Source organism: Janthinobacterium sp. GW821-FHT03C10, from assembly GCF_059420865.1.
Genome location: NZ_JBWKUN010000013.1, coordinates 26,199 through 38,596, shown reverse-complemented (window position 1 = coordinate 38,596; position 12,398 = coordinate 26,199). Strand labels below are relative to the sequence as shown.

Here is a 12,398-nt window from a genome sequence, read left to right as displayed (position 1 = left end):
CGCCAGGGATAACGGTTGGCAAACTGCACGTGTCCGTGGCCGGGAAATATGCTTTGAATGGGCTGTTCACTGTCCCAGGCAGAGGATGCGGATTGAATCGCTACGATTGCTGTACGCACTTTGTTGCCATCATTAATTGCGCAAGGACACTCGTTAGTGAAAGTTCCTGCTCTTCGTGTCAAGCTGGCCGAGCAAATGCGAGCAATCGACCAGCCGCTTGGCGATCAAGTTGCGCACGCCACTCTTCGATTGCCAGATACCGTACACCCCCAAGAGTGAGGCATTCATCAGTTCGGCGCGCTGCTTTTCCACCAGCGTGGGCCAGACAATGATGTTGATGGTGCCAAACTCATCTTCCAGGGTGAGGAAGATCACCCCCTTGGCCGTCTCCGGCCGCTGCCGCACGGTAACAATGCCACACCCCCTGGCCAGCTGGCCATCGCTGAAGGTGTTCAGGATATCCGACGGTACAAAGCGCATCTTGTTGAGCCGTTCACGCAGGAGAGCGAGTGGATGACGGCCCAGTGTCAGGCCGACATGCCGGTAGTCCGCCACGATGTCATCGGCTTCCGTGGGCGGCGCCAGCTCCAGCACGGGTTCGGCAATGGTCGTCGCACGCATCAAATCCCGCTCCGGCACGCTCGCCGCGGCATCCCACATGGCCATGCGCCGGTTGCCCGTCAGCGTTACCAGGGCATTGGCCGACGCCAGCGCCTTCATATCCCCCGCATCGAGTTGCGCGCGCATGGCAACATCGCGCGTATTCTTGAATGGTGCTGCAGCGCGGGCTTCTTCGATGCGCCAGGCCGCCTCTTTCACCATCCCGTTGATATTATTTAAACCAAGGCGTACCGCCAGTCTGCCGTCCGCCATCGGCTCCAGGGATGCTTCCCATCCGCTCGTACAGACATCGACGGGTCTTACCTCGACGTCATGCCGGCGCGCGTCCTGCACCAGGGAGGAGCGGCTATAAAAACCCATGGGCTGGCTGTTGAGCAGGGCGGCCAGGAACTCGGCGGGATGGTGGCACTTGAGCCAGCTGCTGGCATAGGCCAGCAGGGCAAAGCTGTGCGCATGGGATTCCGGAAAACCATATTCGGCAAAGCCGCGTATCTGGCCAACAATCGACGAGGCAAACTCGATGCTGTAGCCTCGCTCGGCCATGCCGCTCATGAGTTGATCTTCGAACTGTTCTAGGCCACCTTTTCTTTTCCAAGCGGCCATGGCGCGGCGCAGGCGGTCGGCTTCACCGGCCGTAAAACCGGCGGCCGTCATGGCGATCGACATGACTTGTTCCTGGAAGATCGGTACGCCCAACGTGCGCCGCAGTACCGCCTCGATTTCAGGGCTGGGATAGGTCACTGCTTCCAGGCCCTGGCGCCTGCGCAAATACGGATTGATCATGCCGCCCTGGATGGGCCCTGGCCGGATGATGGCCACCTCAATGACCAGATCATAGAATTCGCGTGGCTGCATGCGCGGTAGCATGGACATCTGCGCCCGCGATTCGATCTGAAACACGCCGACGGTATCCGCTTTGGAAATCATCTGGTAAGTGGCGGCATCCTCGTGGGGAATATCGGCCAGTTCAAAGCGCTCGCCACGCTGCTCCGAGATCAAGGCCAGGGCGCGGGCAATACACGACAGCATGCCCAGCGCCAGAACGTCGATTTTTAAAAGGCCCAGTTCATCGATGTCATCTTTATCCCATTGAATCACGGTGCGCTCCGGCATGGCGGCGTTTTCAATCGGCACCAGGCGGGAGAGGGGGCCGCGCGAAATGACGAAACCGCCCGGATGCTGGGAAAGATGACGTGGAAAACGCATCAGGCGCTCCGCAATTGCCGCCCATTTTTCGGCGATCGGGGAGTGCGGATCGAGTCCGCAGGTGGTAAGCCGCTGCTGCAGGTCGGCCCGCCCACCCCAGCTATGCGAGGCCTTGGCCACCTTGTCGACCACCGATAAATCCACGCCCAGCGCGCGCCCTACATCGCGCAGGACACTGCGCGGGCGGTAGGAAATGACGACGGCGGTCAGGGCGGCCCGCATGCGGCCATATTTGCGATAGATGTATTGAATCACCTCCTCGCGCCGCTGGTGTTCGAAATCCACGTCGATGTCGGGCGGCTCATCGCGTTCGCGTGAGATAAAGCGCTCGAAGAGGAGGGTGCCACGCGAGGGATCGACTTCGGTGATGCCGAGGCAGTAGCACACGGCCGAATTCGCCGCTGATCCGCGCCCCTGGCAGAGGATTTTTTGCGAGCGGGCGAAGCGCACGATGTCAAATACCGTCAAAAAATACGGTTCGTACTGCATGACGCCGATCAGTTCCAGCTCATACTCGAGCTGCGCCTGCACGTTGTCTGGAATGGCGTGCGGGTAGCGCCAGTGCGCCCCAATATAGGCTTGCTCGCGCAGGTAGCTGGCCGGGGTCTGTGCCTCCGGCACGATCTCGCCCGGATACTCATAGCGCAGTTCATCAAGCGAGAAGGTGCAGCGCTGGGCCACGCGCAGGGTTTCATCGAGGGCGTTGCGCGGATACAGGTTACCCAGCCGCAAACGCGAACGCAGATGCGCTTCGGCATTCGAGGCCAGTTGATAGCCGCATTGCGCCACTGGCGTATTCAGACGAATCGCGGTCATGGTGTCCTGGATGATTTTCATCGAGCGCAGGTGCATGACCACATCGCCCGTGGCCACCACAGGAAGGCTGAACTCGGCGCCGATGGCTTCGACCATGGCGCGGTGCCGGTCATCCTGCGCGCGGTGATGCAACGTCAAAGCGACGCGCGCGCGGCCTGGTGCACTACGCACCAGCCACTCGGCTTGCCGCTCGATCTCTTCATAGGAGGTGTTATATTTGGGGCACAGAATAAGCTGGCAGCCAGGCAGCCCTTTTAAGTGAGCGAGAGGCCCGGTGGGGTTGGCGATGTCGCGCGGCCACACCAGGTAACTCCCCTTGTCGGCGCGCGTGCGCGCAGCGGTAATGAGTTCGCTCAGGTTGCCGTAGCCGTCGCGGTCCATGGCCAGGATCAGTACGATAAAAGCTGGCGTGCCGTCTTCCGGGGTCACTCTCATCTGGCTGCCAATGATCAGGTGGATGTTCCACTCCCGCGCGGCCACATGCGCCTTGACCACGCCGGCCAGGGAGCACTCGTCGGCCATGGTGATGGCCTGGTAGCCCAGCTGGGCCGCGCGCGCCACCAATTGATCGGGCGGAGAGGCGCCGTGCAGGAATGAGTAATGGCTCATACACTGCAGCTCGGCATAGTCGGGCAGCGTGGAAATTGGCAGTTTGTCCATGATCAGCCGAACATGCCGTGCAGGTACCAGCGGCCGTCAACGACACGCTCGAGGTAGATCCAGTAGCAGGTGGCATCGCTTCCTTGCGCGATGTAATAGTCGCGGGCCGCGATTTGATCGTTCCACCAGCCGGCCTCAATGCGTTCCGGCCCCTTGAGCATTTTTAGCGGGGAACCATAGAAGGGACGTTCGCCGCGCAGCAGCAGTTGGATAGGTTTAGGTAGCAGCCAGAACGGGCGCTCAAACGCCTCATCCTCGGCGTTGACTGCCTTGCGCTTTTCGGTGGCGGCAGCCCAGGCATTGCTTTCCTCCGGCCGATGGTCATGATGCTCGACAGGCGAGAGGACGTTGTCGCTGCCAAGACGGGCACTGAGTAATTCCAGTAGGCGCTTATAGTCGGCGGGGTTGCCGCCCGGGTCGGGAAACAGGTCTTGTGTCGGTGGCGCCATCGCGGTGAGCAGGCGCGCTTCCAGGCGCAGGGCGATGACCGGGGCAACCAGTTCCGTGCGCGCCAGGCGCTCCTTCAGCAGCCGTATCAGGTGTTCATCGCGCCAGGTCGGCTCCGCCAATCCGATCTCGATCGGCGTGGGCGGGATCGCAGTCTTGCCGCGCTCATGCTCCAGCAGCAGAACAAAAACGCTCACCGCCTGCTGGCGCGCGACCAGCCAGCCGACAAATTGCTGCAGCAGGCCAGTGGCGCCGTCCAGCAGGGCATCAGCGTGTTCGATCCGGTCAAAGGTTTCGATGCGCGCAGAGAAGGTCTCGGGGATGGCGATCCATGCAAACAGTTCAGGAGCGAGCCCATAGGCACGGTCGAGCTCATCGAGCACTTGCTTGTTCATCCTGCGTTGAATGCCAGGGCGGGGCAGGCGCCGTAGCGCCGCCAGACGATCAGCACCAATGTCGGTGAGCCACTCCAGGTGATTTGCCGTGCCGGGCAGATACGCGCAGGGCATGCGATCGAGCTGGCGCTCGAGTGAGCGCATGTGCACGGTGCGCCGCAGAATGATCTGGCGTTTGGCGGGCTGCCAGCGCGACAGCAGCCAGGCCCCCATGGCCGTCGGCGCCGTGCCGAGTTGTGAAGTCACCCCAAGCGCTTGCAGGGCAGCGCGAATGCGCCGGCTGATGGCGGCGCGTCCGTTAAATAGGCGCAAGCTGGCGGTCACGTCCAGCAGCAGGCTGAAGTCGCCGGCATGCGCCACTTCCGGGGTGAACTGGAGGAGGGCGAGCGCGATGGCATTGCTGGTGATCAATTCACGCTCAACATTACGCTCCAGGATCACGGTATCTGGCGAGACAGCCGCCACGCCGCCAGGGCGCATGCCGATACGCACGCCTTCGGCATAGGCTTGTTGCGAGACCGTGATAATGCGGCCCTTGTCGACCACCGCATACGGCCCCGGCTCACACCAGCGCGGCCTGAGGCATTCGAGAGGCAACAGTGGGAGGTGTACGCTGAACCAGAACCGCATTTTGATCGTCCAAAAATCGTTGACGGGCCGGCATGTCAGCCAGCGGGATAAAGAGTGGCGCCTCATGATGTGGGCCACGCCGTTTAACAATGTGAGTGGAAATGCCACCGGCGGCAGGGCGCAATGCCAGGCGCAACGGCGCTGGTGACGCATCTGCCGCTGCGCTCATCGGCCGGACCAGCCAGAAGAACGTCTCGGTGGTCTGTGCCGCCAGATTGAGGCGCCGCAGTGCTTCGTCGCGGATATTCGTCTGCCACAGCAATACCGCACCGCAGCTGCCATTGCGCAGGATCTGCTCCGTGGACCAGAGCGCATCGGCGGTGCTGGGGGCGCGTATCCAGAGCAGGTTCGCGCAGCTCAGGTCCATGAACTTGCAGGCGGCGGAGTTGGGCAAGTACGGCGGCTGCACCAGGGCGATCCGACGTTGTTGCGACAATTGCGCCAGCACTGGCCGTAACAAGTGCATTTCCCCGATACCAGCTTGCTGAACTAGCAACTCCGTGAAGGTCGATTGCGGCCAACCGTTGCCCGGAAGCTCGCGATCCAAGGCGCTGTGACCGGTAGTGACGGTGCTGCTTGTTCCTCGACTCAGTTCACTTGCCCGCCAGACGTCACGCAGCAGGGCGCTATTGGCCAATGCGGTGGTGCTGGTGCGTTGAAGGGGCGGTGAAAGCATGGCGACTGGCGAGCGAGGTTATTGATTAGTCTCAAACTACTGTACATAAACACAGTATAGGCTGAGAACGTCAAAAACTGCAAGGTCCATGAATTTCTTGAATTGAAACTAATAGTTGCGATGGTGCAAGAGAGTAAATAGGGAAGCATCATTTCATATTTGTTGCTGCGCAAACTTCAGTTCGAGCTGCAAGTGCCCTCGGTGTGGTGCGGCGCGCTACAAGAATGTTCGAGAACACAACCTGACCATTTTGGTTTGTTCTGAGCACTGTGGGTGGGACTATCAATGCAGTTCTGGTGGTTATGCGCCTATAGGGCCAAAGCCCGCATTTTGAATCGGAAAATCGTTCTGGGCGGATAACAGAACTGGGTTTGAGCCCAAGATGAGTGGCCGGATATTTGGAGCGTTCCTAAAGTCGGTAAGTGTCGCCAAGGCCAACCTCCTGGCTGTTGGCCTGGTCGGAGAATTTGCCGCAGGTATGTTTCGAAATCAGTGCCCAGTTTGAGGAAAATACTCAATAAAACTACTTTTCAAAGGCTCACCATCGTTCCATGCCTGGTCCATCCCCTATCTGGGCGCACGGATGCCAACCGTGCCATGCCTGCGTCGCAAGCTCCACCCTCATTTTCATCTCCCTTCCGCTACGGTTTCACGTCCTTAGATTTCTCACGAGAAAGTGAGCCTTGATCCATCGCAAAGAGCATTGTTTTTACAGGATTGAGGATTGACTTTGCAGATAGTGGGATGCACGATGGATTCGCTATGGATGCACATTGGATGCAACTATAGCGAAGTACAGATGCTCGTTATTAGGGGGAATCGACATGTTTGGATTGCTGAAAAAAATCTGGATACAACTGACCGGCGTGCTGCATGATGTCGTCGATAACAATAGTGATGTCGGACGCATGGCGCGTCAGGGCGTGCGCGAACTGGAGCAACAGATCGGCAAGGCGGAGGACAGCATAGCTGCCGTCGATGCCGAATTGCGCCTGATGAGAAAGGACCATCAAACCGCCTTGAAGGACGCAAACAAGTGGGACGAAGTTGCCCGCACGGCGGCCAACGACGGCCGCCGCGAGGAGGCTCTGGGTGCGATCAATAACCAGGTGCTGGCGGAGGAGCGCGCGCAGGCGTATGAGAAGAACGCCAACGACCTGGCACCGTCGCTCACCGTGCTGAACCAACAGCTTGCCGAGCTGCGCATGCAGAAGCAACAGCGCGATACGGCCGCCACCCTGCTTGAAGCGCGCAGCAAGGTTGCCAAGGCCAAAACCAATGCGGCGCGCACCATCGGCAATGTCGGCCAGAACCCCGGCGTAGATTTCGAGGCGCTCGATCGCAAGGTCGATCGTCAGGCGGCGACAGCTGCTGCCCTGAGCGACATGGCGAGTGCGCGCGCGGCCGTCCATCCTGAACGGCATCTTGCAGATATTCGCCGCCGCGATTCCGTCGCCGCCAAGGCCGCCAAGTTGGGCCTGTTGACGATAGAGCCGGCTTCCTCAGGGCAGATTGTCGGAGATAAACATGAGTAGGCGTTCATACCTGTCACTGCTCCTGCTGGTGACGGATCCCGTGATCGCCCAGCCGCTAGCTGTATCCGCTATGGGTGGGGTTGGTTCGGCGATATGGCAGATATTGGACGTCTTGAGCATCGTCATATGCTTGGTCGGCCTGGGGCACATGTGTGTCATGTTTTTTCGCGTTATGACCGGCCGTTCGAGTGACGAAAACTTATTTGCCGCGGTACCGATAGTGTTGTCAACAGTATTCGGGAGGGGGTTTATCGGATTGATATTTGGTCGACTGGCTCAACAAGAGGACATTCGCCCCAGCCCGTTCTCGCAGCTGATCGAGTGGGTGGGCAACCACCGGAGCGGCCTGGCCCTTGGGGCCTGTAGTATCGCAGCGGCTGCCGGCGTTGCGTACATGGCTTACCGGGCGCACGACCGACGTACATTGTCGCGTAAGGCTCGCCGCCAGGTGCGTGAAGTGCTCAACGCCCTTGACATTGTCGAGCACTACCGCATGTACTGGGTCGGCACGTGTCCAGTGCACGAAGTCGCGAAGCGTCTCCGTTCAAGTCGCATCGAGACCCTCGATGCTACGAGGGATCAACTGTTGGAACTGCTGGAGCATACCCACAACGGTGTGCCGCTGGGCAACGAGATGCTGAAAAAATTCAAGCGCTTCAAAAACGACGTGGAGAAGATGGCCATCGACGGCGCCGACACACGAGTTGTATGGCCACCTGGCGCCGAGGTAGTTAACAGTTGCAGTGAGCGGCGCGATGGCGCTAAGTCGGGAGCCACCCTCAGTCAGGAACGGCCGGACCGGACTGGACGGCATGGTATCGACTGTGTTTCACGACCATACACTCAGTCCGGTGAACATGTTGCCGGTGGACTTAGCCTCGCTCCGGTCGGCCTTGTCCCCGCCGCAGCGACTGTGCGACAGGCCGATTTCACCCACGGCCACGCTGGATGCCGCATGAGCGATGACAGCGGCGCGGTATCCGGAAGGGACGGCTTAGGCTGCGGCGGTAACGAGCCTGATAGCAACTATCAGTAGGAGAAATTGGATGGACCCTACACAACCGCAAAACATTGTGGATGCATTAACCGAATTGAGCAGAACGAATGAAGGCAAGTCGAATACTGCGCGCCTGCGTGAAATCCTCCCTGTGGTTGAGGCCACGCTGCAATCAGGCGTCACTCTGGAAAAAGTGTTGCTGACCCTGAATGACCAGGGTTTCGACTTGTCGATGACGGGCTTCAAATCGGCGTTGCAGCGCCTCCGTAAGGAGAAACGGTCCAAAGCATGAGAGGGGTGCCGTAGTCGCAACTGCCCTCGGCGATTTGACACAATACTCAATCAATCCACCATGCCATTTCTATTCGCCCTTACGTTACTTGGATGGGCCCACATTATCGCGATGTTCCGAACGCTCATGAGCGGCCGCCAGCCCATCTTCCACGTGCTCGCCCTCTTCAGTTTTATGCTGGCCTTTCTGGACGCAGTCTACCTTTCTCCGCTTAACAGCCGAGGCGTGCCAGGTGATGCGCGTAACTGGGTACCGATGGCCGCGCTTGTATTCGGCCTTCTCAGCATGTTCGCCTTCGGATGGCAGTTTTACTCGATTTATCGCAGTGGCGGCGATAAAACAAAATCAGGATGGAGCTCCGGCTTGAGTCTGGTGTTTGTGGTCTTGGGGGGATACATGGCCGGCACAGCGGTTGACCACATGACATTTTTCAGCGATCCTAACAGCTCCGGAAAGGCTGCTGCCGACGCGCTCGGCGTGAAAGACGTTCAGTGTGAGCAGATGGTACTGGTGCGCCTGACCAGCACTGGAGCGGACTACCGCTGCCCCGTTTCGATTTCGCTTGGCGTCATGTCCTCGACGCCTTTCGTGCCCTGGCCATCGTATTTGCCCGGCCATAGCCCCGAACTGAAGGCCGCGATCGAAATGGCTTTCCGCGAGACGCACCGCCTTGACGGCAAGTAACAGCTAGTCATAGTGAGTGTTGTCAGTTTTCTGGCGCCGGTTGAGCGATGTCCATGCCTTGATGAGAGGATTGAGACGAAGGGCTTGCATTCGGGGCAACGAGCATGGCACTTGGCAACGCTCTTGCGTAACTTGGCCTCGCCAATACGGTTGACGAGCCACATCAGGCGCGCCCGATCCATGTCACTCTCAACCACAACATGGAATTGATCTGGCGGAAGTTCACCGATCATGGCGACATCCCGCGTCGTGCCGCTTTACTATTTCAAAAACTTCTCGTTGAACGCCTTTTGCCTTTGTTTTTCCACATGCTTGTCGTATCTGTCCATCGCCAACAATCCCGCGATACTCGCGAGTAGGAGGACGACGACGATCATAAGAATTTTACGCATTTGGCACCCCGACACAATTCACCATGTTTGCTAACTGGTTAGCCCGGCTTCCCGAAGTATCTGCAAAAAGATGTGCCCATCCTCTTCCTCGGTAAAGATTTCCTCACCGTCGAGCATGTACGCCTTGAGCAACTCTGAAATGCCTGCCTCTTCGTTTTTCAAGGCCAGTTCCGTCTGTCCAAGGCGATAATGCACAAACGGGTTCTCCTGGCCGTCAGGACCATTGAGCGCGTCGAACAATGCCTCGCGCGCCGCAGAAAAGTCCACAAGTTGGTAGAGCGCATCGCCGATCGACGCCTTCAGCCAGGTATACGCTTCCCAGTCAGCCTGCGGCGGAGGGAGCAGATCAAGGGCCTGCTTCCATCTCTCCGCTGCTTGGGTGAATTCGCCTTGATCGGCCAGGTCATTGCCCATTTCTGATAGCAAATCGATCTGCTTGCTTACATTGGAAGGTAAGTCCATTCAGTTTCCCTTTTGCTGGTGTTCAAGCGCGCGGTTCATGTCATCGAGTTCATAATACGGAACCCCTTGGGGAAAGTCAGGCTGAGGCATCTTCTTTATGCGCCATATCAGTAAATCGCAGTTCATCCCATTTATTATCGCTCGCAAGAAACTCTGACCGTCCAGTGAAAGCATCAACACGTGAGGCATTCACAGAGGGTATTCTCTGAGCACCATATGGCCTACGGCGTACTTTCAGGATATGTTTTGCACTCTCTCATGAATTCACATCGGCGACACTGTGATGACGATTCCGCGTGGTCGGCTGAAATCGTTTGATTTAATAAAGCCATTCTGCGGTGATAAAGCGCGGTAATTTGTTTGTGGTTGAGTAAGAAAACCTTCATGGCTCTACGCTCAGGTATCTCAGGGTGCTGAACAACGACAAAGCCATAATTATTCACCTTGGCTCCGCTTACCAATTCCAGAATCATCTTTTGGACAGAGAGTTCGATCACGTCCGACATGAACACGCGCTCAAGACGACGGATTTTGTACTCCATCAACGTGAGTCTTCCTTTGTGGCGATAGGCCCGATCAACACGCGCGATGAGTTTGATGGGGTGATCGAGTGAGAAAGTTTGCTCTGCGTAAGCCAGGCTGGCGTAACGCAATTCGTCCGGGAACCACTTGGGGCGCGTTCGACACCTGGCATGCCGTCTCACTCCACGTACAATACAGAGCAACAGAAGCACCCAACCCACATGCAAGAGGATCGATAGAACTGTGGAAGTGCTCATTTTTTTTCGTGAGTGCGTGCGACAAGGCGAAGTGGCACCTGGCGCCTCTTGTGCGCTTGTCGATGTCGCGGCCAGCACAGTTGTTCGCGTAATATCAAAAACACCTTCCGAGCGGGTCTCACCATGTGAAAGCGCATCTTGTACGCTGCCGATAGCCATGCCGGCATTATTTGGTACAGCCGCCTGTGGAGTCTGGTAGTGCGTGTAGCCAATTGCTTGGGCCTGATGAACGCCCGTTCCGGCAGGCTTGGGAGCGCTAGTGAAGCGGCATCCAAGTCCAATGTTTCGATGAAGAACGTCACGTGTTGAAGCTCTCCATAGGCTCGTGCCTGCTCGCGCTCGGACGAGCAGCGCGGGCCAAATCTGTCGGCCAGGACGATCTTGCGTTCGCAATACCCCATTTCAGCCAGTTGGCTAGCACTGAGTCGAGGTAGCTCTTCGTTTTTCATGTTTCACTCCTATTCGCTTCTTGATGGGCCAAAAAGCTCCATCGATGCCAAGGCGACAACGGCATCCTGCCCCGGCGTGTTTGGTTTACTACTTGGCCTAGTGAGCCACTGCGCCTCCATGGACGATGCGGTTTGTCCGCATTGCTGTACTACCAGTCCCGCATAGGCCAGTGTGCGCAGCCGATTCACGCGGCGCGGCCCCTTTGGGAACTTGATGAGATCGTCATACAGGGGAGGGTTGTCCGCGCGTTCCAGTTCTACACTCAAGCGGATGGTCAGAGGTGTGCCCATGGTTTATGTCGCCGTGTTTAGCGGCGCCGTGCCACCTGTCCGAGCCGATGACGCGTCGGCCTGCTTGGCCAGCTCAGTGCCGGCAAACTGAAAACCCTTGACGTTGGCAAAGATCGGATCCTTGAGTTCCTGCAGCTCGTGATGCGGGAAGGCGGTTTTCAGTGCTTTGCGATAGAAGAAGGCGCCACCGCCGACCAGAATAATATTGTTGATGTCGGCAGCGTCGCCCACGTAGTGCAGCATCTCGGCGACAGCCTGCTCCGGGATCTTCTGCGCGAGCGGCAGGTGCTGGGCAATGTCGTATTCCTTTTGAAAGATGACCGGCTTTTTTCCCGTTCGCAGCGCCACATCGATCGCGTCGTATTCCCGGTAGTGAGAGCCTGTGGTTCGGCTGATACCTTCGGTGATCGAGTGGAGCACGTCAAACATGCCGCGCGGTACTGAATGGCTGCGCTTGTCAATTTGCTGCATGCCTTGCGTCACCAGCCAGTCAAACGTCCGCCGCCCCGGATCGATGATCAGATTCCGTTCCTTGCGCATCTGAGCAAGGCGTCCATGGGTCAGTCCGCAGTACATCAAGGCCCCGGACGGCTGAGCAATTGCTTTGACGCGCGCTACCGTGATCTTTTTGCCTTCGGCCAGGACGTGTTCACCGGTGACGCGGCGTTCCAGCGCTGCTACTTGCTTCTTGAGCTTATACGTGGCCACGGGCAGACCAAGTACCAGTAGATCGATCCGGTCGACACGCATGTAATGCAGTGCACCCAGTAGCAAAGCCAGATATTCGGGCGTTGCACTGTAGCTGTCGTGCTGCAGCACATTGGCATTGAAGATGTCGGAAGCGAGATGTGCGTCGGGCCCGACTTCGTAGTTCAAATCGTCAACCGGGACGCAGATGGTACGGCGTTTGGTGCCCCAGGTTTCTTGCTCATAGGCCGTTTCACATGGGTGGGCCTGTGACGGGAACATCGCGCAGCGCACATCGCCAGGGCTGACCGCTGCAATGAATTTGGTGTTTCCCCGGCCAACGTCCACGGCCCGCACGATGGGTTCCACTTCGTCCTCC

11 protein-coding genes and 1 pseudogene are annotated in these 12,398 nt (G+C 58.2%); 4 read left to right on the top strand and 8 right to left on the bottom strand.

The genetic code is table 11. From position 1 onward, the window contains the following. Positions 1 to 153 precede the first annotated feature (153 nt). Genes AC07VH_RS28875 through imuA form a run of 3 tightly spaced genes read right to left on the bottom strand, consistent with a single transcriptional unit; the run spans position 154 to position 5,451 of the window. Positions 154 to 3,303, bottom strand: a complete 3,150-nt coding sequence (locus AC07VH_RS28875; protein ID WP_494789514.1) for an error-prone DNA polymerase — start codon at positions 3,301 to 3,303, stop codon at positions 154 to 156. Positions 3,304 to 3,305: 2 nt separating this feature from the next. Next, on the bottom strand, positions 3,306 to 4,775 hold the full coding sequence (locus AC07VH_RS28870; protein WP_494804044.1) for a Y-family DNA polymerase: 1,470 nt from the start codon (positions 4,773 to 4,775) through the stop codon (positions 3,306 to 3,308). Beyond that, positions 4,708 to 5,451, bottom strand: coding sequence for a translesion DNA synthesis-associated protein ImuA (gene imuA, locus AC07VH_RS28865; protein ID WP_489627751.1), 744 nt, complete (start codon positions 5,449 to 5,451; stop codon positions 4,708 to 4,710). The genes AC07VH_RS28870 and imuA overlap by 68 nt, the downstream gene beginning before the upstream one ends. Before the next feature lie 824 nt (positions 5,452 to 6,275). Here imuA and AC07VH_RS28860 point away from each other — a divergent pair. From AC07VH_RS28860 to AC07VH_RS28845, 4 genes are all read left to right on the top strand, one after another. Then, positions 6,276 to 6,986 (top strand): PspA/IM30 family protein, encoded by a 711-nt coding sequence (locus tag AC07VH_RS28860; RefSeq protein WP_494789516.1) that lies wholly within the window; start codon positions 6,276 to 6,278, stop codon positions 6,984 to 6,986. Next, a complete protein-coding gene (locus AC07VH_RS28855; RefSeq protein WP_494789517.1) occupies positions 6,979 to 8,022 on the top strand; it encodes a hypothetical protein in 1,044 nt (347 codons plus the stop codon). The genes AC07VH_RS28860 and AC07VH_RS28855 overlap by 8 nt, the downstream gene beginning before the upstream one ends. Before the next feature lie 10 nt (positions 8,023 to 8,032). Next, positions 8,033 to 8,275: a hypothetical protein gene (locus AC07VH_RS28850; RefSeq protein ID WP_489627748.1), complete on the top strand. Its 243-nt coding sequence runs from the start codon at positions 8,033 to 8,035 to the stop codon at positions 8,273 to 8,275. A 126-nt stretch (positions 8,276 to 8,401) separates the two neighbouring features. Then, positions 8,402 to 8,959 (top strand): hypothetical protein, encoded by a 558-nt coding sequence (locus tag AC07VH_RS28845; protein WP_494804045.1) that lies wholly within the window; start codon positions 8,402 to 8,404, stop codon positions 8,957 to 8,959. An 80-nt stretch (positions 8,960 to 9,039) separates the two neighbouring features. Here AC07VH_RS28845 and AC07VH_RS28840 read toward each other — a convergent pair. The 5 genes and pseudogenes from AC07VH_RS28840 to AC07VH_RS28820 form a co-directional block, all read right to left on the bottom strand. After that, positions 9,040 to 9,141, bottom strand: a pseudogene (locus AC07VH_RS28840) (hypothetical protein); the annotation flags it as partial. A gap of 240 nt (positions 9,142 to 9,381) precedes the next feature. Then, positions 9,382 to 9,813: a tetratricopeptide repeat protein gene (locus AC07VH_RS28835; RefSeq protein WP_489627747.1), complete on the bottom strand. Its 432-nt coding sequence runs from the start codon at positions 9,811 to 9,813 to the stop codon at positions 9,382 to 9,384. A 221-nt stretch (positions 9,814 to 10,034) separates the two neighbouring features. Continuing rightward, positions 10,035 to 10,751, bottom strand: coding sequence for a PD-(D/E)XK nuclease family protein (locus AC07VH_RS28830; RefSeq protein WP_494789518.1), 717 nt, complete (start codon positions 10,749 to 10,751; stop codon positions 10,035 to 10,037). A gap of 299 nt (positions 10,752 to 11,050) precedes the next feature. Beyond that, entirely contained in the window at positions 11,051 to 11,332 is a 282-nt protein-coding gene (locus tag AC07VH_RS28825) for a hypothetical protein (protein ID WP_489627745.1), read from the bottom strand. A 3-nt stretch (positions 11,333 to 11,335) separates the two neighbouring features. After that, entirely contained in the window at positions 11,336 to 12,388 is a 1,053-nt protein-coding gene (locus tag AC07VH_RS28820) for a PRTRC system protein D (RefSeq protein WP_494789519.1), read from the bottom strand. Positions 12,389 to 12,398 lie beyond the last annotated feature (10 nt).

Bases quoted from the DNA above. Each gene is read 5' to 3' on its own strand.
- AC07VH_RS28830 (WP_494789518.1), bottom strand. From the start codon at position 10,751: ATGGCTATCGGCAGCGTACAAGATGCGCTTTCACATGGTGAGACCCGC.
- AC07VH_RS28825 (WP_489627745.1), bottom strand. From the start codon at position 11,332: ATGGGCACACCTCTGACCATCCGCTTGAGTGTAGAACTGGAACGCGCG.
- AC07VH_RS28850 (WP_489627748.1), top strand. From the start codon at position 8,033: ATGGACCCTACACAACCGCAAAACATTGTGGATGCATTAACCGAATTG.
- AC07VH_RS28845 (WP_494804045.1), top strand. From the start codon at position 8,402: ATGAGCGGCCGCCAGCCCATCTTCCACGTGCTCGCCCTCTTCAGTTTT.
- AC07VH_RS28875 (WP_494789514.1), bottom strand. From the start codon at position 3,303: ATGGACAAACTGCCAATTTCCACGCTGCCCGACTATGCCGAGCTGCAG.
- AC07VH_RS28870 (WP_494804044.1), bottom strand. From the start codon at position 4,775: ATGCGGTTCTGGTTCAGCGTACACCTCCCACTGTTGCCTCTCGAATGC.
- imuA (WP_489627751.1), bottom strand. From the start codon at position 5,451: ATGCTTTCACCGCCCCTTCAACGCACCAGCACCACCGCATTGGCCAAT.
- AC07VH_RS28855 (WP_494789517.1), top strand. From the start codon at position 6,979: ATGAGTAGGCGTTCATACCTGTCACTGCTCCTGCTGGTGACGGATCCC.
- AC07VH_RS28860 (WP_494789516.1), top strand. From the start codon at position 6,276: ATGTTTGGATTGCTGAAAAAAATCTGGATACAACTGACCGGCGTGCTG.
- AC07VH_RS28835 (WP_489627747.1), bottom strand. From the start codon at position 9,813: ATGGACTTACCTTCCAATGTAAGCAAGCAGATCGATTTGCTATCAGAA.